Origin of the sequence: Desulfotruncus alcoholivorax DSM 16058 (assembly GCF_000430885.1) — a bacterium.
GTDB classification, from domain to species: Bacteria; Bacillota; Desulfotomaculia; order Desulfotomaculales; family Desulfallaceae; genus Desulfotruncus; species Desulfotruncus alcoholivorax.
Genome location: NZ_AUMW01000006.1, coordinates 116,522 through 141,661 on the forward strand (window position 1 = coordinate 116,522; position 25,140 = coordinate 141,661).

General features: G+C 48.4%; 20 protein-coding genes. 1 reads left to right on the plus strand and 19 read right to left on the minus strand.

Annotated elements, in window-relative coordinates; translation table 11 throughout:
* Positions 1-242 precede the first annotated feature (242 nt).
* The 19 genes from H569_RS22705 to H569_RS0104160 form a co-directional block, all read right to left on the minus strand.
* Positions 243-3,437, minus strand: a complete 3,195-nt coding sequence (locus H569_RS22705) for an AAA family ATPase (RefSeq protein ID WP_027363954.1) — start codon at positions 3,435-3,437, stop codon at positions 243-245.
* Positions 3,434-4,720, minus strand: a complete 1,287-nt coding sequence (locus H569_RS0104070; RefSeq protein ID WP_169726446.1) for a metallophosphoesterase family protein — start codon at positions 4,718-4,720, stop codon at positions 3,434-3,436. The genes H569_RS22705 and H569_RS0104070 overlap by 4 nt, the downstream gene beginning before the upstream one ends.
* A gap of 307 nt (positions 4,721-5,027) precedes the next feature.
* Complete coding sequence (gap, locus tag H569_RS0104080; protein ID WP_027363956.1) at positions 5,028-6,053, minus strand: type I glyceraldehyde-3-phosphate dehydrogenase; 1,026 nt, start codon at positions 6,051-6,053, stop codon at positions 5,028-5,030.
* Between the two features lie 164 nt (positions 6,054-6,217).
* Entirely contained in the window at positions 6,218-7,954 is a 1,737-nt protein-coding gene (gene pyk / locus H569_RS0104085) for a pyruvate kinase (RefSeq protein ID WP_027363957.1), read from the minus strand.
* A gap of 143 nt (positions 7,955-8,097) precedes the next feature.
* Positions 8,098-8,661, minus strand: a complete 564-nt coding sequence (locus tag H569_RS0104090; protein ID WP_407638022.1) for a glycerol-3-phosphate responsive antiterminator — start codon at positions 8,659-8,661, stop codon at positions 8,098-8,100.
* 38 nt (positions 8,662-8,699) lie between these two features.
* Entirely contained in the window at positions 8,700-9,359 is a 660-nt protein-coding gene (locus tag H569_RS0104095; RefSeq protein ID WP_027363959.1) for a bifunctional 2-keto-4-hydroxyglutarate aldolase/2-keto-3-deoxy-6-phosphogluconate aldolase, read from the minus strand.
* 27 nt (positions 9,360-9,386) lie between these two features.
* A complete protein-coding gene (locus H569_RS0104100; RefSeq protein ID WP_027363960.1) occupies positions 9,387-10,415 on the minus strand; it encodes a sugar kinase in 1,029 nt (342 codons plus the stop codon).
* A 50-nt stretch (positions 10,416-10,465) separates the two neighbouring features.
* Positions 10,466-12,178, minus strand: coding sequence for an FAD-binding protein (locus tag H569_RS19125; protein WP_081410870.1), 1,713 nt, complete (start codon positions 12,176-12,178; stop codon positions 10,466-10,468).
* A gap of 76 nt (positions 12,179-12,254) precedes the next feature.
* Entirely contained in the window at positions 12,255-13,817 is a 1,563-nt protein-coding gene (locus H569_RS0104110; RefSeq protein WP_027363961.1) for an acyl CoA:acetate/3-ketoacid CoA transferase, read from the minus strand.
* A 71-nt stretch (positions 13,818-13,888) separates the two neighbouring features.
* Complete coding sequence (locus tag H569_RS0104115) at positions 13,889-15,184, minus strand: TRAP transporter large permease (RefSeq protein WP_027363962.1); 1,296 nt, start codon at positions 15,182-15,184, stop codon at positions 13,889-13,891.
* 2 nt (positions 15,185-15,186) lie between these two features.
* Positions 15,187-15,699: a TRAP transporter small permease gene (locus tag H569_RS0104120; RefSeq protein WP_027363963.1), complete on the minus strand. Its 513-nt coding sequence runs from the start codon at positions 15,697-15,699 to the stop codon at positions 15,187-15,189.
* Positions 15,700-15,790: 91 nt separating this feature from the next.
* Positions 15,791-16,828: a TRAP transporter substrate-binding protein gene (locus tag H569_RS0104125; protein ID WP_027363964.1), complete on the minus strand. Its 1,038-nt coding sequence runs from the start codon at positions 16,826-16,828 to the stop codon at positions 15,791-15,793.
* A gap of 157 nt (positions 16,829-16,985) precedes the next feature.
* Entirely contained in the window at positions 16,986-17,429 is a 444-nt protein-coding gene (locus H569_RS0104130) for a MaoC family dehydratase (RefSeq protein WP_051273229.1), read from the minus strand.
* A gap of 5 nt (positions 17,430-17,434) precedes the next feature.
* On the minus strand, positions 17,435-18,577 hold the full coding sequence (locus H569_RS0104135) for an acyl-CoA dehydrogenase family protein (protein ID WP_027363966.1): 1,143 nt from the start codon (positions 18,575-18,577) through the stop codon (positions 17,435-17,437).
* Positions 18,578-18,850: 273 nt separating this feature from the next.
* Positions 18,851-19,303 carry a MaoC/PaaZ C-terminal domain-containing protein gene (locus tag H569_RS0104140; RefSeq protein ID WP_027363967.1) on the minus strand — a complete coding sequence of 151 codons (453 nt, stop codon included), beginning with the start codon at positions 19,301-19,303 and terminating at the stop codon, positions 18,851-18,853.
* 89 nt (positions 19,304-19,392) lie between these two features.
* Positions 19,393-20,574 carry an MFS transporter gene (locus H569_RS0104145; RefSeq protein ID WP_027363968.1) on the minus strand — a complete coding sequence of 394 codons (1,182 nt, stop codon included), beginning with the start codon at positions 20,572-20,574 and terminating at the stop codon, positions 19,393-19,395.
* A 64-nt stretch (positions 20,575-20,638) separates the two neighbouring features.
* On the minus strand, positions 20,639-21,406 hold the full coding sequence (locus tag H569_RS0104150) for an enoyl-CoA hydratase/isomerase family protein (RefSeq protein ID WP_027363969.1): 768 nt from the start codon (positions 21,404-21,406) through the stop codon (positions 20,639-20,641).
* 85 nt (positions 21,407-21,491) lie between these two features.
* The gene (locus tag H569_RS0104155; protein ID WP_027363970.1) at positions 21,492-22,283 is read right to left on the minus strand and encodes an IclR family transcriptional regulator; all 792 of its coding nucleotides are present in this window, start codon (positions 22,281-22,283) and stop codon (positions 21,492-21,494) included.
* A gap of 408 nt (positions 22,284-22,691) precedes the next feature.
* Positions 22,692-24,269 carry an FGGY-family carbohydrate kinase gene (locus H569_RS0104160; protein WP_027363971.1) on the minus strand — a complete coding sequence of 526 codons (1,578 nt, stop codon included), beginning with the start codon at positions 24,267-24,269 and terminating at the stop codon, positions 22,692-22,694.
* 107 nt (positions 24,270-24,376) lie between these two features.
* Between H569_RS0104160 and H569_RS0104165 the strand changes: the two genes are divergently transcribed.
* Positions 24,377-25,099 (plus strand): AAA family ATPase, encoded by a 723-nt coding sequence (locus H569_RS0104165; RefSeq protein ID WP_027363972.1) that lies wholly within the window; start codon positions 24,377-24,379, stop codon positions 25,097-25,099.
* The last annotated feature ends 41 nt before the right edge of the window (positions 25,100-25,140 follow it).

Below are 25,140 nucleotides of genomic sequence, written 5' to 3' on the forward strand. Positions count from 1 at the left end.
AGCTTTTATTGACCGGCAATGTCAATTTTCTTGGTTACTATTCAGGTATTCAGAATTCGTAAATGCGGATAAACGATAAACCGCAAGCACGAACAAATGCGCCTTCTGCCATACCAGTAAGTCTTCAAATGTTTTCGCCGGTTTTCTTATTCTGACTCCTGTCTCCTGTGTAGTTACTTTTCTTGTTTCTATTCCATATTATGCCCCGGCCCGCGCCGCGGTTAATAAACCGTCATATGCAATTATTGACTTGGGGCCGTTTTCCTGCCGCCGTCCATCAATACCAGGTTTAATCCGGTTACAATTTCTTTGGCGGCTTCAACGATATGGTTGTGGCAGGTGAACAGCAGCACCTGGTGCTCCCGGGCAATCCGGCCCAGCGCTTGTAACGAGCCCCGCAGCCGGTGGCTGTCGAAATCCACCATGACATCATCCAGTATTACCGGCATGGGGACTGCCACCGAACAAAAGTGACAGGCCAGGGCCAGCCTTAAAGCCAGGTACAGTTGGCCGGCCGCACCCCTGCTTAACGCGGAGGCGCCGACCCGGCGACCGGCCGGCTCTTCCACCTCCAGGGCCGCCGGTGAACCCACCGGGGACAATACCCGGTTATAGCGCCGGCCGGTCAACGGGCTGATTAACCGGGAAGCGTGGGCCAGCACGGCAGGCTGGCGCTCCCGCTCGTGCTTTTCCCGGGCCAGGTCCAGCAAGGTGGAGCAAAGCACGGCAACCTGCCATTCCCTGGCCCCTGTCGCCAGGCTTTCACGCAGCATTTCCCTCTTTTGCCTGGCCCGGGCCAGTTCTTCGCCGCTCTCCAGTATTTTCATCTCCTGTTTGACGGCCGCCAGTTCATCGCCCAAAACTGCCAGCTGCTTTTCCCCGCTTTCCAGCTCAGCTTTGATTCTGTCATACTCTTCTTCGTGACTTGATTTTTTGGTTTGTTCCAGCTCTCGCTCCAATTCGGCCAGTTCCGCCGCCGTGCCGGCAATATTGAGCAGGTGCCCGCGCAGGTCCTCCGCCTTTCCGGCCAGCTCTCGGCGCTCACGGTAGGCCGCGGCGCGATGACGGAAGTCTTCATGGTCCACGGCGCCGCCCATATCCAGCAGCTCTTTGATTTTTGCCCGCACCAGCTGCAGTCCCTCACCGGCGGTTTTCTGACCGGCCAGCGCCAGTTCCAGGTCTGCACGGCACCTGTCCAGTTCCGCCTTCATTTTTTGCTGCTCCCGTAGATATTCCACCATTCCGGCCACGCGCCCCGCCACTTCCTCCCTTGGCACCATACCACGTCCAAGGGCCGCGGCCAGCCCGTTAACCCGGTCCTCGTAATCTGTTACATAGCGCCTGGTCTGCTCTGCGGCCCGCCTTTCCAGCCGTAATTTTTTCAGTTCATCCGCCGCCTTTTCGGCCAGGGACAAAAAGCCGGCCGCCCCGGAGAGGGTCAGCCCGGACAATCCCATGCCGTTAAGCCATTTTTCCCATTCTATTTGCACCTGGTGCAGATTTCTTGTTATTTGTTCCAAATCGGTTTCCGCCTGCCGCAGTTCCCTTTCTGCCGCGGCCAGGCCTTTTTCGTTATTTTCCAGCCGGGCTGCCAGTTCCAGTTTCCGGCGCAGGTTGTCCCGTTCTTCCATAAAGCGGCGCCTGAGGGCGGGAATCTCCTCCCTTTGCAGCTTTTTCCCGCCTTTAAAAACCGCCTCGGCCCGGCTTAATTGTTCTGAGGCCGTTTTGATGCTCCGGTCCAAACGCTCTATTGCCCTGGCCAGGTTTTCTCTCGTTCTTCCCAGTTCCTCCGCTTCCACACTTAGTTCTTTCAACTTATCCCGGCGTTCTTTGGCCTGCATCCAGTTCAGGCCGCCCAGCAGCAGGAGGGCGCACAGGCCGGCACTACCGACCCATAGGCCATAGGGCAAATTGGAGTAAATCATCCAAAACCCCGAGCAGCCCATCAGTACAGCCGCAATCACGGCCACGACAAGCACTTTGTTTTGTGCGGCCTGTTTTTGCTGCAGCAAATTGCGCTCCAGGCGGTGATAAATTTCCTGCAGCCTGTTTTGCTGTATTTCCCTCAATTCCTGCCCGTGGTTGAGCTGTTCCAGCCCGGCAACCGCCTGATCCAGGAGTTCCATTTTCTCTTCAATTTTAACCTTGTTCCCGGATGCCGGCGGCAAGCCGGCCAGCTGAGCGGCAGTATTTTCCTGCTCCAGTCTGGTGCGGTCATATTCCTTTCGGCAGGTTTCCAGGCGGTTGGCGGCAATTGCTTTCTGTTGCTCCAGTGCCGCAGACCGCACCGCCAGATCCTCAACCCGCCGCCTAGCCGCCAGGGATGTGTCCAGTGCCAGCACCCTTGCCTCATCCCAGCCCGGGCCCAGCATCGCCATCCTTTCCCGGGCCGTTTTCTCTATTTCAGCAATACGGGCGTCCAGTTCAATCAGACTCTGTTTCTTTTCCAGGTAAAGGGACCGCTCCTTGTCAAGTTCATCAATGCTATGGGCGGCGGCAACGATCTGTTCTTCCACCGTAATTGAAGCCAGCTTTTTCTGCAGGGCCTGGATTTTACCGGACCAGCCGAGGACTTCTTCCTGCTTGGCGTTAAGCCTGGCCTCAAGCTCGCCAAGCCTTTCCGTACCGTGCTCGGGAAAGGCCGGGATCACAGGCAGACGCTCCATTTGGGCCAGGCATTGCCGCAGGTCGTTCCAGGGCGCCCGGGCTTTGAGCAAATAATCCAGGCGCCGCAGCCTCGCCTGTCGTTCAGACTGCAGTTCCCGCAGCCGGTCCCGGTCCCGCTCCAACTGCCGCTGCTCTTCCAGCAGCTTAAAGTAGCGCTCGGGCTGCTGCTCCAACTCTCTTATCTTGCGATCCAGCTCTTCCAGTTCCAAAATCAACTTATTCAGCCGTGGGGTTCTGCCCCGCGGTTTATAAAGTTCTCCGGCGGTCTTTTCCAGGGCGGCGGCGGCATCCGCCAGCCGCCGGGGACTTGTTCCCGTCCCGGCGCCGTAAATGTAGGCGCTGATTTCATCCCTTTCCAGTTCCTCCAGCCTGCGCAATTCATCGATGCCAAAGGCAAAGACGTTTTTAAACAAAACGGGGCTGAGGCCCCGGAGCAGCCGTGTTTTCAGCAGTTCTTCACCGGCCCTGCCGCCGCCGGGCAGCTCAACCGCGACACTGCCGTTCCCCTTGCCGCTGCGCTCAACCCGGTAAATATCTCCGTTGTCCTCCAGTAAAAGGTAGCCGCCGGCTTCCCCGCCCCACACAGGTTTGGCCAGGTTGCCTTCGGTTTTAAAACCGAACAGTACACCCCTGATAAAGGAAAGCAATGTCGATTTGCCGGCCTCGTTCAGCCCGAATATAATGCTGAGGCCACCGGATAGCTGGTTATCTGTCAGTGAAAAACCGGTTAATACACCGTAGTTGTATATGTATAAGCCACTCAGCCTCAACGCGCATCTTCCTCCCAGAGCAAGTCCAGCGCCATTTCTTCGGCAGCCTCGATTAATTCATCCAAATCCTTTCCCTGCGGCAGTTGAATAAACCGGGCAGCCCGTCCCTGCAGCGGGGCCAGCGCTTCCGCCAATTGATCCCGCAGCCGGCCGCCACAGCGGGCCTCCCGGGCTATTTCCAGCAGGTCTCCCAACAGGGTCCGGCTGCCCCGCAATGACTCCTTGTCCACTTCCGGCGCGGTACGGAGCCGGATCGACTCCGGCCAGACAAACCTCCCGCTTGGGCCGGTAAACCGGCGCCGCAATTCCTCCAGCAGTCCATCCAGGGCGCCGGGGCGCTGCAGCCTCCGGTGCAGCGGGCCCCGGCCCGCCAGTTCCAGCCGCGCCACCAGGGAACGCTGCCCGTGGGCACGGCTAAGCTCAGCCAGGCCGGCATCAAGGCTTTCCAGCAGCTCCTGCTCAGTTCCCAAGCCTTGTATCGACACCCGTTGAGTGGCCCAGCGTACTGTGTCGGTTTCCAGGAAACTGAGCTCAGCCAGGCCGCCTGGTTTAACCCGGACCAGATAGCAGCCCCTGGCCCCTGTTTCATGCGGCCCCCGCCCCTGCAGATTGCCGGGGTAGACCACACAGGGACCGTGTTCTTTGAGGGTCAGCCTGCGGTGCACGTGCCCCAGCGCCCAGTAGTCGAAACCGCCGGCCGCCAGGTCTTCCAGGCTACAGGGGGCGTAGTCGGCGTGCTCGGAATTGCCTCCGACGTTGCAGTGCAGTACGGCCACGGCAAAGGGCGCGGACAGGTCCCGCCTGAACATTGAGGCGTAGTTTTGGGAAACGTCGCGCCGCGGGTAGCTGATGCCGTAGACCCGGGCTATTTCTTTGCCGCCGCGGGTCACCGGCCGGGCCTCAACCTCGCCCGGTGCGAAAATGTGTACATTGTCCGGCCAGGCCAGCGCGGCCTGAAACCCTTCGCTATGGTCGTGGTTGCCGTGAGCCACAAAAACAGGAATCCCGGCCGCAGCCAATCGTGCAAAGGCGTCCCGCAGGCGCAACTGTGCCCGCAGGCTGCGGTCGGCCTGGTCGTAAACGTCACCCGCCAGCACCAGGAAATCCACCTGGTTTTGAATGCAGGCCCGCACCAGGTTATCCAGGGCCAAAAATGTGCCGTCCCTTAGCTGCCGCAGAATGTTTTCCCTTGTTTCTTCTTCACAGTCAATGCCGGCATAGCCGCGAAAAGGGCTGTCCAAATGCAAATCGGCAGCGTGAATGAAAGAAAAGCCCGTGTCCACCATACCACTTCCTTTAAAACTGTTATTAAAAGGAAAGGGGACACACCTCCTTCATATGGTCGCAGATTAGGGTCGGAAGAATGTCCCCAAAATATAGATTATATTTGGTAACTGTGGATCTACTTTTAGAATCAAGAGGAATCTCCCAAATAATGTTTTAATAAAGGATAAGATAAAGCAGGGGGAATGGCAATGGTTTTTCTCAGTTTTATGCTCAATCTTTTAGCTTCCGCATCACTTTATTTTTATTTTGCCAGCTTTACCAATGATTCTTAAACAACCCTGGATCAAAATAGTTTGCAAGGACTTAGCAACCTCTTTCGGCAATCATCAGTGTCAAATCAAGTACACGGTTAGAATAACCCCACTCGTTATCATACCAAGAAACAACCTTGACCATATTCCCTTCAATTACCATAGTGGACAAGCCGTCAATAATGGATGAATGAGGGTTACCGTTAAAATCTTTGGAGACCAGCGGTAGTGAATTGAAATCCATGATTCCCTTTAAAGAGCCTTCGGCAGCTTCCTTTAAAACAGCATTAACCTCTTCGGCAGTGACCGTCTCGGCTAACTCAGCCACCAGGTCCACAACTGATACATTGGGTGTGGGGACCCGCATAGCTAAACCGTTGAGCTTACCTTTCAATTCAGGTAAAACCTGTGCTACTGCCTTAGCAGCACCGGTTGTGGTAGGAATGATAGACTGACCGGCGGCACGGGCACGCCGCAGGTCTTTATGAGGTAAGTCTAAAATGCGCTGATCGTTGGTATACGAGTGTACAGTTGTCATAAGGCCCTTAACGATACCGAATTTATCATGAAGTACTTTGGCAAGCGGAGCTAAACAATTAGTGGTACAAGAAGCATTGGAAATTATATGGTGGCTGGCTGGATCATAGGTATGATTGTTTACCCCCATAACAATGGTAGCGTCCACTCCATTACCAGGTGCGGAAATAACTACTTTTTTAGCCCCGGCCTCAATATGTTTGAAAGCATGGGTGCCTTTAGTGAAACGACCCGTCGATTCAATTACAACCTCAACGCCAAGATCGGCCCAGGGTAAATTTGCGGGGTCAGTCTCTGCACAGACTTTAATTTCGATATTATTAACCCGAATGCTGGTTTTCGTACATGCAATCTCTGCATCCAATTCACCATGAACAGAATCATATTTCAGCAAATACGCAAGAGTTTGCGGATCGGTGAGGTCGTTGACAGCTACAATTTCGATGGGAGAACCCTCACTTAAATAACCTCTTTTTAGCATTGCCCGGAATACATTCCGGCCGATACGCCCAAAGCCATTTATTGCAATTTTAGTCGTCATCTGATATTCCTCTCCTCCTATAATTCATTTCTTTTGTAAAAGACAAAAACGAACCAGAGATAGTTTATATAACTACCAACTGGCCCGCTCCAATTCTCCTGGGCTTCTATATAATTTTCTAATAATTATTATATCATAAATTCTATTACAGGTAACGAACTAATTTATAAAACCCGGGCAAACCCCCTATAAATTAACCCTCTCTGACCATCCACTGTAATAAGTTCCCCTGATTTAAATAAGGAAGTAGCTTGAGCTACCCCCACAACAGCTGGAATTTTAAGCTCCACCGCCACAATAGCGGCATGGGATGTAAGACCACCCTCTTCGGTTAAAATAGCGCCGGCATTGTTTAGATAAGGAACAAAGTTTGCATCAATACCGGTTGTAACAAGTATCTCGCCAGGCTCCAGCTTAGCAGCTTCCTCCGCATTTTGGCATATCCTTGCCACTCCAACAACTGACTGCGCCAAAATACCGGCCCCCCTGGCTACGGGCGTCCCGACGGTTTGAATCTTCATTAAGTTGGTTGATCCCTCTAAGCCTACGGGCACACCGGCAGTAATCACAACCAAATCTCCTCCTTTAATAACCTCGTGGTCCATCGCTATATTTACAGCCTCGTTGATCATCTGGTCGGTAACCGTTAACTTGGCTGACGGCAAAGGAATTACCCCCCAAACCAGTACCAACCTACGCATAACTCCAAGATCGGATGTCACAGCTACAATTGAAGATTTAGGACGATAACGTGAAATCATTCTTGCAGTATAACCACTGGCGGTAATAGTAACAATAGCGGCTGCATCCAACTGACCTGCCACAACACAAACTGCCTGGCCAATCGCATCGGTTACACTGGTGCACCGATTGTATTGATTGCTATCCTTAACCGAAACCTTTTCCGCACGCCGGGCGATTCGATCCATTGTCTTCACTGCCTCTATAGGGTGTTTCCCACTTGCTGATTCCCCTGATAACATAACCGCATCGGTTCCATCAAAGATAGCGTTCGCTACATCACTAGCCTCCGCCCGGGTGGGACGGGGGTTATTTATCATAGAGTCTAACATTTGGGTGGCTATAATAACCGGTTTGCCCACAAGATTGCATCTGGCAATTATTTGCTTTTGAATGATCGGTACCTCTTCGGCTGGAATTTCTACCCCCAGGTCACCTCTGGCAACCATGATGCCATCAGCAACTTTAATAATCTCATTTAAATTATTAATAGATTCCCTGCTTTCAATCTTGGCAATAATATCAATTTTAGCACCTTCAGCTTCCAGTATACGCCTAATAGCCAGTACATCCGATGCCTTACGCACAAAAGATGCAGCTATAAAATCCACTTGCTGAGTAATACCGAATTTTATATCGTCAATATCTTTTTCCGTTACCGCAGGCAAGTTAACCTGAATCCCCGGCAAATTAACTCCTTTATGGTCGGACAATTTGCCACCGTTAACAACCCGGCATAATACTTCTGTACTTTCAACAGCCTCAACTATTAACTCAATCAAGCCATCATCCACCAGGATACGATCCCCTTTTTTAACATTCCGTGGTAAGTCCCGGTAGGTTACCATAACCCTTTTCTGATTACCCAGCACTTGTTCAGTGGTTAAACTAAACTGTTGACCTGTCTCTAACATTACAGGAGACTTTGAAAATTCACCTAATCTAATTTCCGGCCCTTTAGTATCAAGTAAGATAGCAATGTTCTGACCTAATTCTTCTGCTGCCTGGCGGATAGTAGCAATCTGTTGCCTATGTTCCTCATGGGAACCATGAGAAAAATTAAGTCTTGCTACATTCATACCCGCTTTTATCATTTCTTTAATGACCTCCAACTTTTGGCTGGCAGGTCCAATGGTACAAACAATTTTTGTTTTACGCATGGGATTCCTCCATAGCTATAAAGTAATTACCAAAGATTGTGACACTGGTAAAAACTTACCCTAATAAAAAAGTCGCACAAAAAATACAAAAACCAGTTTCTGTATTTTGTGCGGCTTTCTCCATTTCTCTGCCTATATAAAAATTATAGGTCCAGGTTCCATAAATCCCTGCGGCTTGTACTAATTGCACTGATCCCTTTACCTAATGCTTCACGGACATCTTCCTCAGTTTTTACTAACCCTCCAGCTAAAATTGGAATACGTAAGGACTCCTGCAACTCACGAATTACATAACCGGGCACCGTAGAAGGCAAAACTTCTATAACATGTGGTTGCACCTGACTTGCTACTTTGATCGCCGTCTTCAAGGATTCAGAATCCATGATAAATACCCGTTGTACTGTTAATAAACCTTCTTCCCTGCTGATTTTTGCCAGGTGGGACTTTGTTGTCGCTATTCCTCTTACACCCAATCTTGTCAGAAAGTGAAGACCTGCCCGGTCTTTACCAATCCCCTCAAAAAGGTCCAGGTGTACCAACAGTAACTTGCCGGCTTCCTGGGCTTTTTTAATTAGATTTGGTAAATAATTGATATCCCCGCTTAATACAAAAATTGTCTCGATGTTTTTGTGTGCTAATGCTTCGGTTAAATCTTCCCAATTACGAATACAAGCAGCTATTTTTCTACTTAATAACAGTTCTTTCATATGTGGCATCACTACACTAACTTTATCCACTTAATTATTTAATTGGTCAGCATGCTGCGGGTCTGAGCGATTTTTTCAACAAAGGCCCGCGCTGTTTCTTTGATTAGATTAAAATCTCCGGAGGCCAAGCCTTGCTTGGTAATGTCGCTGCCCACACCAACAGCCACCGCACCGGCTTTAATCCACTGATCAACATTGTCCAGATTAACACCGCCTGTAGGCATAATATTAACGTGAGGAAGAGGACCCCGGAAGGACTTGATGGACCGTGGCCCAAACAATTCACCGGGGAAAAGTTTTACCACGTCAATCCCCAATTCCATAGCAGTCAGCATTTCGGTTACTGTAGCACAACCGGGCATACAGATTTTTTGATAACGGTTACACAAACGAACGGTGGCAGGATTTAAGCCGGGGCTGACGATATATTGAGCTCCGGCCAGGATGCAGGCCCGGGCTGTTTCGGCATCCAACACCGTACCTGCTCCAATCAACATTTCTTCTTCTTTAAAATTCCGGGATAATTCCTTAATGACATCAATGGCTCCCGGCACCGTCATCGTTACTTCTATGGCGGGAATACCTCCCTGGCGCACTGCTTCAATAACTTTAATGGCCTTATCGGCGGATTCCGCCCGAATAACGGCGACAATTCCCACGTCTAAAATTCTTTTTAATTGTTCATGTTTTTTAAGCATTTACCAAAAACTCCTTTAAAAGCTTATTTACCTTTGCACCCGGCCGCTCGCATCACCCCTGGCCAGCAGCTCAACTTCATCAACGGTAATTAGATTAAAATCTCCCGGAATTGTATGTTTTAGACAAGATGCCGCCGCCGCAAAATCAATGGCATCTTGTGGCTCTTTACCAGTTACCAAGGCATAAATAAGACCGGCGCAAAAAGAATCTCCGCCGCCTACCCGGTCGACAATGGGATTGATATCATACTTACGGGATTGGTAAAAATCATTGCCGTCATATAACAATCCGGACCAGCCATTATGTGAGGCGGAAAAACTCTCCCTTAAGGTTATAGCCACATATTTAAAATTAAACTTTTCCATCAATTGCCTGGCTGTATCTTTGTAGCCTTCGGCATGCAATTTCCCTTTGGTAACATCAGTATTCGCCGCCTTGATACCAAAAACATCCGCCGCATCTTCTTCGTTGCCGACACATACATCGACGTATTCCATCAGAGCGGTCATCACCTTGTTGGCTTTGTCCCTGGTCCACAACTTCTTACGGTAGTTCAAGTCGCAGCTTATGGTAACGCCCATTTCCCTGGCTATTTTGCAGGCTTCCCGGACACAGCAGGCAGCACTGTCGCTGACAGCCGGGGTGATACCTGTCCAGTGGAACCAATCCGCCCCGTCAAAAATTTGCCGCCAGTTAAAATCTTCCGGAACAGCCTGGCTAATTGATGAATTGCTGCGGTCATAAACTACTTTGGAGGGACGCTGCGCAGATCCGCTTTCCAAAAAATAAATACCAAGACGTTCGCCACCCCTGACTATATAATCCGTGTTTACGCCAAAACGGCGCACATGGTTTATGGCACATTGTCCAATGGGGTTATTGGGAGCTTTTGTCACATAACAGGTATTAAGGCCGAATTGAGCCAGTGAAACAGCCACGTTGGACTCTCCGCCACCGTAAGTCACGTCAAATGAATCAGCCTGTATAAATTTGGAATGGCCTGGTGTTGACAGGCGAAGCATTATTTCACCAAAAGTCACTACTTTCTTTAACATAATATTCCTCCGTTGAGCACTGAATTTATGTTATTAACAGATTTATTATTTCACTGACAGTTATTCAAATTTAAAAATTTAGGTTCGGGCTTACCGTTCACCCCAGTGATAACCAAGGGCAAGTTAAAGCTTACATCATCACGCTTCGGGAAATCGGTACGGAAATGGCTACCACGGCTTTCCCTGCGTGCAAGGGCGGCGCAGGCCATTATTTCCCCGGCGCAAAGAAGGCTTAAAAGCTCCCATACATCACGGCTCAGGTATGGTGCGGTTGTAGCACTTAATATTTCATCACGCAATTCGTTAACCGTATTCATAAACTGCTCAAGCCCGGCTTGACTGCGCCTTACCAATAGGCCGTTTTGAGCGCTGGCCTGGAGATTTTTCTTGAGAGCGGAAACATCAACAGACCTGCCTATCCGTTCTTGGAGCCGGGCTTTTTCCCGGTTTATCAAAGAAGCAGGAATTTCGGCGGTTTTTTTCTCCAGCGCCGTCAAAGCCGCAGAACGACCGGCCCGGGCGCCAAATACCTGGCAGGTCACCATCATATTTCCGCCCAAACGGTCGGCGCCGTGGGGCCCGCCGGCCACCTCCCCGGCTGCGTAAAGACCTGGAACTGAAGTCCGCCCTTGCTCGTTAATGCGTAAACCACCGTTAATTGCATGCCCGAAGCAGGCTATTTGTACCGGTTCCCGTAGCACATCCACTCCTCGAGATAACAGATATTCGCGGGTGATGTTCCACATCTTGCAAAAAGCGCTATCAGGCGGAAGTGCTTTCAGGTAATCCTCGTTTAACCGGGTAAAATCCAGGTTGACCCCGCCTTGATCGGTTCCGCGTCCTTCTGCAATTTCGGTTTGGATAGCAACTTCAATGTACCTTGAGCTATCCGATGAACTAAAGGGGAAGTGATGGGAATGGGTATCCATTACCTCCTCCGCTTTAATCCCTTCCGGCAGGTAGCTGGACAAAAACTCCTCACCGTATTTGTTTGTCAACAGTGGATGAGCAGACCAAACCCAGCCGTTTAAAATATTGACCACGGGATGAATTATACCGATTCCGGCCTGCATGTACTCCATGTTGATCAGTTCCGCCCCGGCTTCATATCCCAGCGTGTAACCATCACCGCAAATGTCCGGTGGATTAAGATTCCTGTCAAAAAGCTGACCGGCCCCACCTGTCGCCATGATCACCGCCCCTGCGGCAATGGCCTTATATTCGCCGCCCTGATCAATAAAGCCGGCACCTATGCACTCGCCGTCTTGAATAAACAGGTTCGTTACCAAGCATTCTTCATAAACTATAATGTTGCGTTTTTTTAGCTGAGGAATTAAGGCCTGAATAATTGGTTCGCCATGTCCTTTAATTACATGGGTGCGAGGACGACTGGCAAAACAACTCAGGAACTCAAGGTAATTATCCCCGTCCCGCTCGAAACGCACCCCCCAGCCCTCCAGGGTTTTTAAAGCCAGAGGCGCTTCTTCCGCCACCAAACGCGCCAATTTTGGGTCGGCCATACCATGTGCGGCAGTCATAATATCTTTATAATGTTCTTCCGGCGTATCATCAGGATCCACCTGGCCGTCTGCCACGTTAAAACCGGCCATTTCGGCCACCTTGTAGGCCGTTGCCCCGCTTGCCCCCAGCTTGCCCTTCAACAGCATTATCACCCTGGCCCCGGCATCCGCCGCTTCTATTGCAGCCCGGCAGGCTGCGCCGCCCCCGCCAACTATTAATACGGTCTGCTCTGTCATCTGCATAATTGAAATCCCCTCTTATATCTCCAATATCCAGTACGACCTTAGACAAACTGGAAATGAGAAATTAATCCAAACTTTATAACTTAAATTGCATCGGTTCCGGACGAAACAGACGAGGGTCCATTGTTCTGAGGTCCGCTGCAACCCGAACCGGAATGGTCAATTTGTCGAGCACGTTCTTTTGCACATCAATCCCGGGAGCAACCTCAATGATTTCCAGCCCTTCTTGCACCAGTTTGAAAACAGCCCTTTCCGTTACATATAACACTTCTTTTTGTTTTTTCCGCATCATGTCGCCGCTATAGGTTATGTGTTCAATTTTATCGGTAAACTTATTAAATTTCCCTTCTTGAAGTATTTTAAGCCTGCCGTCTTCTATCTCCACCTTCAAACCACCGGCGGTGAAGTAACCGCAGAAAACCACCCTGGGGACGTTATTGACGATATTGATAAACCCGCCGCAACCGGGAATCAGTAGCCCCAACTTGCTAACATTCACGCTCCCGTCAGCGTCGGCCTCTCCAAAAGCCAGACAGGCCAGGTCGAACCCTCCCCCGTCGATGAAATCCATCTGGGCCCCAGAATCTATAATGCACTGCGGGTTGGCGGATGCACCGAATTGCAAGCCGGATACCGGCAAACCGCCCCACGAACCTTGTTCGATGATAAAGCTTACCTTATCCGTAAAACCTTCTTCCACGGCAATCTTGGGTATGTTACCCGGAATGCCGAAACCAAGGTTGATAATCATTCCTTGCTTAAACTCCATTAACGCCCGGCGGGCAATTACCTTATCCGCAGAAAAAGGCATCGGCTCAACGCGATCCAGCGGCTGCCTTACCTCGCCGGACAACCAGGGATCATACATTGTCTGCGTTCCCTGCATCTGGTTGGGATCAACCACTATAGCGTCCACCAGCATGCCCGGAACCTTGACGGCGTGGGGGTTCATGCTCCCTTTTTGAGTTACCCTTTTTACCTGGGCGATTACTTTTCCCCCATTGTTCTTGGCCGCCATGACCTGAGCCAGTATCCCCAGGGTAGCTGGCTCATGCTCGAAGGTAAGATTGCCGTTCTCATCGGCAGTGGTAGCCCTGATAAAAGCAACATCAATGGGTACCGGCTTGTACCATAACCATTCCCGGCCTCCCAGTTCAATTAGCTCAACCAGGTCTTCCTTGGTAATATCGTTCAATTTCCCCCCCTGCTGCCGCGGGTCCACAAAGGTATTCAACCCCACCTCGGTAAAGGTACCGGGCTTTTTCGCCGCCGTATCGCGTAACATTTGCATCATAGTACCCAGAGGCAGGTTATAAGCTTCAACTTCGTTGTTCAACACCATCCGGGCAATTTTATTGCCGCTGCCGTCGGAACGCCCCAAAACATATGACCCGCCGATCAACCGTTTAATTAACCCCTTGTGCGCCAGGTGGTCCAACCCGGGCAGACTGATCCGATCGCCTATGGCGATCGGGAAAAACACTGTCAAGTTTCGTGGTGAACCGGTAGATAAAAACCGCTTTTCAATGGCATCCAGCATAGCTTCCGGCACCATCATCCCCGCCGAGGCACAGGCGGTAATGGTATCCCCGTCCTTAATCAAACCTGCAGCCGATTCAAAATCTAATATTTTACTCAATGTCGATCCCTCCGGTTGTTGTGTTTCTCACTTATATTTAAATTTTTATTATTAGCACACCTCAGCAAGGTCTATCCGCCTACAGCTGTTGGAACCAGTAACCTGGGCAGGAACAAGACAACATCAGGCAAAAAAATTAATATGGCAATAACCAATAACATCACCAGGTAAAAAGGAACCAGGGTTCTAACAACCTTCAATACCGGAACATTGCCAATGCCGGCGCTCAATAATAATGTTAATCCATAAGGGGGTGTCAAAAATCCAAAACAGAGCACTACCGTAACCAGTACGCCAACATGAACGGGATTGAGTCCCGCCTCAGCAATCATTTTTTGAACTACGGGAAGAAAAATTACTACTGCGGGAATAGCATCCATGAAGGTTCCCAAAACCAAATATAAAACAGCAATAAAAATTAAGGTCGCATAAGTGCTGTCGGTTACGGGCCCCGCCAAATCAACGATTAAATTTGGAACCTGCAGGTAAGCCATGATATAACCGAAAGCACCCGCCCCTGCCACTGCCAGCAGGGGATTGGCCAGCGCCACCAGTGATTTTTTAAAAGCTTCATAAGAGATCCGCCAGTTCAATGTACGATAAATAAATACTGAAACTAAAAGGGAATATACTACCGCAATCATGGCACTTTCCGTGGCGGTAAATAATCCGCCAATAATACCAAATACAATAATAAACGGTACAAGTAGCGCCCAGATGCTGTCCCAAAAGCTGGTAAATACTTGTTTCATCGTGGCTCTGGCGGTAGTTGGAAACTTTTTGGCAGTTGCCCAAAAATATATGACAAGCATTAGCGTTATTCCAACGATTATGCCCGGAAGCGCGCCACCCAGAAACAAACCGGCTATGGAAACACCACCATATGCACCGTATACCACCATGATGATACTGGGCGGAATAATCGGACCCATGGTAGCTGCCGATGCATTTACCGCCACAGCCATTTCACTTGGGTAACCTTCTTTTTTCATTGCCGGAATTAAGATGCTTCCTAAAGCCGCAGCATCCGCGGTACCTGATCCGGAAATACCAGACATCAGCATATTCGCAAAAACAGTAACGTGTCCCAAGCCGCCACGGATGTGCCCCACCAAACTGCGGGAAAAAACAACCAGACGCTCAGTTATGGATCCTTTATCCATAATCTCGCCTACAAGCATAAATAGGGGCACAGCCAGTAGGGTATAACTATCAACGCCTGTAAACATGTTTTGCACCACCACCAGGGGTGATATTCCTGCCAACAGGCCGGTAACCATCGCCGAGAGGGCTAGGGAAAAGGCAATTGGGACTCCCAGCAAACACAAGATAAAAAATCCTGTAAAAAGAACAGAAATTAGGAACATTCTTATCCTCCCCTTTGCACTTTAATCCAATCTATAATGGATTCTACCAGGTAATACATCATAAAAATGCTCGCCAAGGGGATGGAAACAGCCGAATAGAATATTGGAATACCGGAGGGCATGGCCACCCTTTCCAAACCCATCATGGCAAATTGATATCCGTAAACGGTTAAAACAAGGATAAAAACAGCTTGACAGAGGAAAACAAATGGCGTTAGAAACTTATTCCCAATAAACAACTCAATACGATAGTGCGTTCCCTGACGCAATCCAATAGCCGCTCCGAAAAAAATCGTCCACATAAAGGCAAATCGTGCCACATCCTCCAGCCAAACAACGGGATGACCCGATTCACGCATAATTACGTCTACCAGGACAACAGTTAAAAAGAAAGCCAGTAAAAAAATGCCTATTGCCGTTTGCATTTTTTCCAGGATGTCACCTAAAGCAGTTAACTTGGCTACAGCCTGTTTCGCCTGTCCCCGTGGTGTATCGCTCTTTTTATTAATTCCCATACCGTAAACCTCCCTTCCCCAAAGAACTGGGTTTTGAAGGGCGGCTGGTGCCACCCTTCAAGCGCAAATTACTAGTCAGCTTAACCCTGGCTTACTTGCCCAATTCCTGAATCCGGGCCAGAACATCCTCACATTTCAGTTCCTTTGCTATTTGCTCGTGTAGCGGTTTAACTCTTTCTTTAAAAGGAGTCACATCCACCTTGATATCTTTTACCCCGTATTTACTTGTTAATTCCTCCAACGCCTTGTTGTCGTTTTCAAGTTGCTTGTCCAAACCATATCGAGCCATCTCGACTCCGGTTTCCATAATTATTTGCCGGATATCTTCGGGGAGTTTCTCCCAGGTCTTGTTGGAAACCCATACCTCGGACATCAGCCATTCATGTCCCGTTTCAATAAAATAGTGGGCTACTTCATAGTGTTTCGCCGTCAGGTAGGAAGAAGGGGTGTTTTCAGCTCCTTCCACCAGGTTAGTTTGAAGCGCGGTATATACTTCATTAAAAGGCACTGTGGTGGGTTTGGTGCCAATGGCCTCCCAAACCTTGGTTTCAATGGGGGATGACATTACACGAACTTTCATGCCCTGTACATCATTAATCCCCTTGATTTCACGGGTAGCATAAAGGCTGCGCAAACCGTTCGGCAGGAAAGTGATTAGCTTAAACCCCAAGTTCTTTTCCGATACCAGCTTATCGAACTTGTTAATAATTTCGGGGTCCGTAGCTACTTTATACAAATGGTCCTCATCATTAAACAGGTAAGAAGTACTCAGCAGTCCCATCTGAGGCACGTGGCTGGAAGCATTTGATGTTGACGTAATGCAAAAATCAAGTGTGCCCATCTTCAGGCTGTCCAGCATAGTGGATTCTTCACCCAACTGAGCATTGGGGAAGACGTCAATTTTAACCCGGCCATCGGTTCTTTTGTTCACTTCCTTGGCAAACCATACCGCTGCCTGGTTATAAGCGTGATCCGGCGCCTGGTCATGTCCAAACTTTAAAACAAACTCAGGTTTATCCCCACTGCCTTGATTAGATTGTCCTGAACCGCCGCTGCTGCAAGCCACCAAACTTAAAGTTAACAGCAAAATCAAGAAACCCAGTAAAATTGACTTACTCTTATTGTGCATACACTTTTCCCTCCTAATTTATGCGGTATTTTTAGAAAAATTTCAAACCCTTGTGCCCTCGGAAGGGCTTTGTCTTTTCACCCCCAATCTGTCCCCGATTGCACTCCTCAACATATATAGGAGTAAACATCTTGATTAAGCTCATTGACTCAACCGCTTAAATAGCTTCCGTTAAGAGCACCTTCATGTAAGTTTTACCTTCTGCAACCACTTCTCCGCGCTGGTTAACACAGCTAGCCTTAAAAATACAACGCCTTTTATCCTCTTCTTTTTCTGCCAATTCTAATTTGGCTGTTATGGTATCGCCAATAAAAACCGGCTTGACAAATTTAATGTCATAACGATAGGAAACTGCCCCCGGCAATGGAAACCTTTTGGCCATGTACCCCATCACGGTGGAGATTAACCCCACACTTAAAGCACCTTGGGCTATCCGCGTCCCGTACTGAGTTTTTTTAGCAAACTCTTCATCCAGATGCACACCGTAGAAATCACCGACAATACCGGCAAAACCATAGACATCATACTCAGAGATAGTTTTAGTGAATGTCTCTATTTCACCTATGTTAATGTACTTTAACGGACTTTTATTTTCGGACATTATTATCACCTCGCTGAATAAAGCTTCCGTGCCAGAATCATCCTTTGAATCTGGTTCGTGCCTTCATATATTTGGGTCAACTTGGCGTCACGGAAAAGCCGTTCCACCACGTAATCCCGGGTATAACCGTAGCCGCCGTGAATCTGAACAGCATCGGTTGCAGCCCGCATCGCCAGATCGGTTGCCAGAAGTTTGGCCTGGGAGGCAGCTGTTGAATAATCCATGCCGTTATCCTTTTGCCAGGCTGCTTTATGTATCAACAAGCGAGTGCTGCTGATTCCGGCATCAATATCAGCCAGCATAAACTGTACCCCCTGGAAATCCGCAATGGGCCGCCCGAACTGCTGACGCTGCCCGGCATAAACAACTGATTCCTCCAGTGCCCGCCTGGCTATTCCCAGGGCCAGTGTAGCAATCACTACCCTTCCTGTGTTCAGGGAAAGCATCGCCAGCTTAAATCCACCGTTTTCAGTTCCAATCAATCTCTCCGCAGGCACAACACAGTCTTCCAGGACAAATTCACAGGTCCCTAAACCACGTATACCCAGTAACTGTTCTTTTTTACCCTTGCTGAAACCGGGTGTATCGGTGTCGACCAGAAATACGCTTATTCCTTTACTGCCCTTTTCCTTATCGGTTTTAGCGAAAATTAATGCCATATCGGCCATAGCCCCGGCGGTAACAAAAACTTTTTGACCATTCAGCACATATTCATCCCCCACCCGGCGCGCCGTTGTCTGCATTGCCGCCGCATCGGACCCGGCCATGGGCTCAGTAATCGCTATGGAACAAATTTTTTCTCCATTTAGCAAAGGAGGGATAAACTTTTTTTTCTGTTCTTCGGTGCCAAAACGATATAAAAACTCGGCCATCTGCATGGTTAAGAGGTTTAAGTTTGCCGTAGCCGCCGAAGCATATGCCAGTTCCTCAAGAGCCAAACAATAAGACACCATATCAGCCTCCGGCCCGCTGTATTCGGCCGGGATAGTCATGCAGAGCAAGCCAACTTCCGCCATATTTTGATATAGTTCATCAGGGAATACATCTTCTGCGTCAATTTGTGCTGCAAGAGGTTCCACTTCATTTCGGGCGAAATCCCTCGCCATTGTTTGAATCATTTTTTGTTCTTCACTAAGATTAAATTGCATTGTGACTACCTCCAATTTTGCATTATGAAACTGCGTTTTGCATTTAAATACCAATCATTCAATATTTCCAAAGCACATCCCAGACCTTCACAAAGGCCTTGTAGTTTCCCTCACCCGAACCAATGTTTCACCAGTATTCCCGGTTAATCTGATTTACAGAACAATAATACTCATTGTTTTTTCTATAAACTTCACCACACTCCTAATGTAATGTTTTATTGCATTTTAGTTTTTGATTGTAAAACCGGGTTTTATTTGTATCACAAATAAATTCTACCGGCTTTTTTGCTTAATCATTAGTGTTTTAATGCCTTCCTGGGTGATTGTACCGTCCTGTTTAATCAACTGAACTAAGACCTTAATGATTCCTCGATCCGGTTTGCTTTTACTTGGCCTTTTTTCAACCACTTTTACCTTGACATAAACGGTATCACCGAAAAAAATTGGAGCTTTAAATTGCCAGGATTCTATACCCAAAAACGCTATTCCGGTCCCTTCAAGAATGCCGGTACGAAACAAAAGGCCATGTGATATCGCCAGTCCCAAAAGGCCATGAACAATCCTTTCCCCAAACTCGCTCTTTTTCATATATTCCTTGCTAGTGTGCAACTCGTTATAGTCACCGCTTAAGGCTGCAAACATTACTACATCGGTTTCCGTGATAGTCCGCCCTGGAGTGATATACTCATCTCCAACCACCCACTCGTTAAAAAGTTTTCCAGCCATGTTCTCCCTCCTAACCGCTATCCAAAATTTAAGAACATACTCCCCAACTATAACCGCTCCCGAACCGGGATATTGTGCAAAATATAGAACTACTCGCCCTCCCCGGAAACGGTCGTCCCCTTTACATCAGGCAGCAAAAGTGACGTAGCTATAGCAACCACCGGCAGCAGGCAAATAATTCCCATGGCTGCAACCAGACCCCACCGGTCGGCTACCACACCCAAAACGGCCACCCCTATACTACCCATGCCCACCGAAAATCCCAGGGTAAGCCCCGATGCCAATCCCAGGTTATGAGGCATAAGGTACTGCCCGAAAACAACGCCCGGTCCGAAGTTAGCCGCAAGACCGGCTCCGGATAAAGCCGCAAAAACAAATACGGGCCAGCCTTCAGTCCAGAGAAAAGGGGCTGTAGTAAACAACGCTACGGCCATGGAACCAATAAACAATGACCGCGGGCCCCATCGATCGGCTATTGGACCGCCGATAACAGTTCCCACCGCTCCTGCTACCAGATAAAGACTTAATACACCCCCGGCATAATCTTCTGAACCCCCTTTAACCTGCGTAAAATAGAAGGGAAGGTAACTTAACATCACGGATTGGATCCAGGAACGAACGGTAATATAAAGCAACAGTAATAACAATGATAGTAAATTGGTTTTCTTTACCTTGTTAATTTGAACCTTTAAAGTTGTCGGTCCACCATTATCATTGGTGACGCATTTTATCCCGGGCATAAGGAACAAAAAAGGCAAAGCGATTAAAAGTCCCGGAAATACCAAACCCCAAGTTGATCTTAGCCCTCCAATTCCAAGAATAAAGATCGCTAACGCGGGACCAATTCCAAGGCCAAGATTGCCGCCGGAAGAAAATATAGCCATGCCCAGACTCTTTTGCCGTCTTGGGCTGCAACGGTTAGTAAGTTTCGACCCTTCCGGATGATATATTGCAACTCCCAAACCGCACATTAACACAACAAACAGCAACCAATTATAGGAGGGAACCAACCCTGTCAACGATAGGCCGATGCCCGATAATATCAAACCCGCCGGTATTAGCCAAGGGATGGAAAAACGATCGCTTAATGCTCCAAACAACGGCTGCGCAATGGCCGAACTCAACGTAAACGCCATTGAAATCAGACCTACTTGGAAATAGCTTAAATTAAAATTTTCAGCCAAGCGCGGCATGAGAATGGAAAGAATACCCTGACAGAGGTCCACCACAGTATGTCCGAGGCTGATCAGCCAGATCAGGGAGTTAATCATTAACTTGTTCCTCTCCAAAGTTTAAACTGTGAACCACCCCAAAAAGCTTATAGGTGTTGGTTGGTTAACAATGACGGAATTTAGGGTCCCTTTTTTCCAAAAAGGCATTGATGCCTTCCCGCATGTCCCAGGTCACAAACACCTTTTCATACTCTTCAATTTCCATCTCTTTCCCCCTGACTGAATCCACGGCGCCGGCATTCACGCAACGCTTAATAGCCTTTAATGATTGCCACGGAAGGTTAAGGAGTTGTTTAACCCAAAGGGAAACCTCTTGTTCCAGGTTTGCTACAGGAACAACCTTGTTCACTAGACCCAACTTTTCTGCTTCTCCAGCGGTAATTTGGTGCCCCAACAAAAGCAATTCCTTCGCCTTGCTGATTCCAACCAACCGCAACAATCTTTGAGTCCCTCCCGAACAGGGGAATCCCCCCACCTTTACTTCCGGGAATCCAAAAATTGCATCCTCAGAAGCAATTCGCAAATCACAGGGCATCATTAATTCACACCCACCACCCAACACGAAACCTTTTAGAACTGCTATAGTAACCTGAGGCAAAGATTCTAGAAGATCGTGTAGTTGCTGTTCAAAAATAACCTTGGCCCTCCCGCCGGCTACACCCTGTTCCAGGGGAAACTCCCGTAAATTTGACCCTACGGAAAAAGCCCTTGAACCTTCGCTTTTGATTATAAGAACACGTACGTCCTTTTTTTCCTTGACCTTTTCGAACAAATGCATCAATTCCGTCCGAACAGCTTCATCCAAAATATTTAAGGGAGGATTGTCAATAACTATCTCAGCCACGGCTTCATGTTGTTCAAATCTAAGCATTGATTAAGAACCTCCTAAATATAATTAAATACTAGGTTTTATAATATAAAACGTGGTTTTATATTATAAATAATAAAAATAAATATCAATTTAACATTTCAATCGAACATCCTAATCTTCTAGAAATCAAATTAGCAGCTTCCCTGACCTGATTCGCCATTTCTGAAATCCGTTCCCTGGAAAGACGATTAACAGAGCCAGTAATGCTCAGGGCGGCAATTACCTGACATCTGTAATCCCTGATGGGAGCAGCTACGCACCGAATACCGATCTCATGCTCTTCATCATCAATTGCATAGCCGCGTTTACGAATCTCCTCCAAATGATTTAAAAATTGATTTACATCCACAATAGTACGCTCCGTTTTTGCCGTCAGGCCCTTCTTACTGATAATATAACGCATATCATCTTCCGCAAAGTGAGACAATATCACCTTTCCTACAGCCGTACAATGTACAGGTGCTCGCTTCCCTATCTGGGAGTACATGGGTATAGAGCTTGTACCTTCCACTTTCCCTATATATACAACCTCATAGTCATTAATAATAGCCAGGTGAATAGCCTCTCCGGTGGTATTTGCAAGACGCTGCATATACGGAAGAGCCTCTTTCCAAACATCAAGGCTACTCAGCATTTTATTGCTCAGTTCTAACACTTTGACACCCAGCTTGTAGCGCATTGTTAACGCCTCTTGTTGAACAAAGCCCTTCGATCCCAGGGTGCCCAACAGTCTGTGGACTGTACTTTTATGAAGGCCCACCTGTTCACTGATTTCATTGATACTCATACTGCCACCGCTATCGCCCAACGCCTCTAATATTTTTAAAGCACGTTCTACAGACTGCACGATTCTATCAGAAGATTTCGAGGAATTCATTTACAAACCAACTCCGTTTTACAATATAAAACTCAATTTTACATTACACAACTACGGTATTTAACATTCTTCACTGAACCTAAAAATCCTTTTAATTTTTTTTATCAATTTTCATTTTTTTAAAAAATATTTTATGCAAAAGAATGAATTGTCATTACGAGCGCAGCGAAGCAATCTCAAGTGTGAGATTGCCACGTCGTTTCACTCCTCGCAATGACAGGCGCTGAAACTTGAGCTTTGTCCTGCTTCAAGTTAAAATATAAGCGGAGGTGTTTGCTGTGTCGGAAAGGGTCAGACTCACCATTGCTTTCACTTTTTTAGCTATCGCTGCATTGATTTATTACTTTAAAGTTCCGCACTAAATCCATTCGGCTTTTAATACTTACGCTTTTCTTACACTTTTACAGTTTACCGTTTACCTGAAGGCGTTTCAGGGTAATTGGTAATATCGCAGATATCCTTATACGCGGGAAGCAGCTTACGATACATGCGGCTGTATACCTTACGGTAAAGCTGGTCATATATTTTGGCTGATTCCCGGTTGGGCTGGTATACCCTACCTGGCCTGGTCATCTCACTGACGGCCGTTTCCAGGTCCGCATGGAGCCCGGAACCAACTGCCGCCAGCATGGCAGCCCCCAGGCCCGAAGCTTCAAAAATCGCCGGCCGGACAGCGGGCAGCCCGAAAACATCAGCAGTTATCTGCATCATTTGATCGCTTCTTGAACCGCCACCACAAACCTTAATTTCCGTTACCGGTATTTTAGTTCTCTTTTCAATTCTTTCCCGGCCTTCGCGAACCGCATAGGCCAGCCCTTCCAGTATGGCCCTGTACAGGTGGGCCCTGGTATGCGCTCCGCCGAAACCGATTACAGCCCCTTTTGCTTCCGGTCCGGGATGCCTTAAGCCGGGGGACCAGAAAGGCTGCAGCACCAGGCCCATTGACCCGGGGCGCACCTTGGCCGCCAGCCGGTCCAGCAATTCCTCCACCGGCACGCCTGATTGGCGGGATAAAGCCTGCTCCTGCCAGGCAAATTCTTCCTTAAACCAGGACACCATCCAAAACCCGCGGTATATCTGCACTTCAAGGTTATATTCTCCCGGGCAGGCACTGGGATAAGGCGGTATCAACGGAATAGGTTCAATGTATTTGGCCGAATTTACGTTAATGGTAGCCGTGGTTCCGTAGCCAATACAGCCCTGGTGGGGCTCCAGGCAGCCTGACCCCAAAACTTCGCAAGCCTTGTCCGAGGCCGCCGCTATCACCGGCAAACCTTCCGGCAGCCCGGTTACGGCAGAAGCCTCCGCTGTAATTTCCCCCAATTGCTGTCCCGGAGGCACCAGCTCGGGGAAAAACTCCCGCGGTACTGGAATGGCACGCCATTTCCAGTGGGTGGCGGGGGGCCAGGTTTGCTTGCGGTAGTCGAAGGGTATGTAACCAACCTGACAGCCTTTTGAATCAACAAATCTGCCAGTCAGTCTGTATGTAAGGTAGCCGGAAAGAAAAAGATAGTGGGCTGTTTTTTCCCAAATTGCCGGCTGGTGCTCCCGCAGCCAGTTGGCTTCGGCCTCGGCCCGCAGATAGTTCAGCGTTCCGCCCAGGCCGGCTAACCGGAATGCCAAACTCCATAAAACGCCCAACGAAGGCAATTTTCTGGCGCGGCGCTGGTCCAGCCAGACAATGGCCGGCCGCAGTGGGTCGCCGTTGCGGTCCAGGTTGACCATGGTTGCCCGCTGGGAGGTAAGGGCAACCGCTGCCAATACTGTGGGATCTACCAAGCCCTGCCCCCATAGCTTGCGGCAGGCTTCAGCCAGGCGCTGCCAGTAATAGCCGGGCTCCTGTTCAGCCCAGCCTGGCCGGGGAGACCGGTATGGTTCTGAATACAACACCCTGACCTGATCAATCAAATGACCGCCGGGATTAAAGGCTAAAGCACGTACACTTTGGGTGCCTACATCGATAGCCAAAACCGTTTCTTTGTACATTTTTTAAACTCCTGTGAAAAATGTTACAATTAACCCTTTCTTGTTACTGAAAAGCATATTATAATATGTTAAAATTACTAAATAAGGTAAAAGGAGTTTTATATTACATGAAAATAATCTCAATATATGGTGTAGCGCGGCAAAGCGGCAAAACAACAATTGCAGAAGAAATGGCGTTGATCAGCCGGAAAAAAGGTTATAAAACTCTGTTGGTAGACCTGGACATCCATGACGGCGATGTCACCAAAAGACTGCAACTGGACCCGTACCCCAATATCAGCAACTGGTGTGAAGACATCTACCGCAAAAGCAGAAAAACTTCAATTATCAACATCGAATACGATCAAGCAAACTGGCAACCGTTTTTACAAAAGCACATGTCCGGGCTTACCGTTCTGGCTACCAATACCAATCCCAAGCTGCCTTATTACGGCAACATTTTTTATGAAATTAAGATTATTTACGATTCCATCAGGCAAAGTGATTTCGAAGTTGTGATTTTTGACATGGGAAATGATTCCTCCAGCTTCAATTATATGATTCTGGAGGAATCTGATTATCCCGTTTTAGTTGTTGATACCTTTAGATATAATGTGCAGGCGCTGAGAAATTTCCTCTGGGATGCACAAGATGTGCACTTCCCGGTGGAAAAATTTAAGCTGCTGTTTAACAGAGAACCAACCGCCATAGAGGAGCTCCCGGAAAAAGTGGGGCAGGATTTTAAACTGCCGGTTATTGGTGTTTTGCCGGAAATTAATCATAGAGAAACAATGGCACCGGACGAGTTCAATAACAAGCTCAGTGCTTTGCTCGAAGCTATCATGAAATAATAAAACCCGGGTATCCACCTTATTGGGGACATTCATTATTG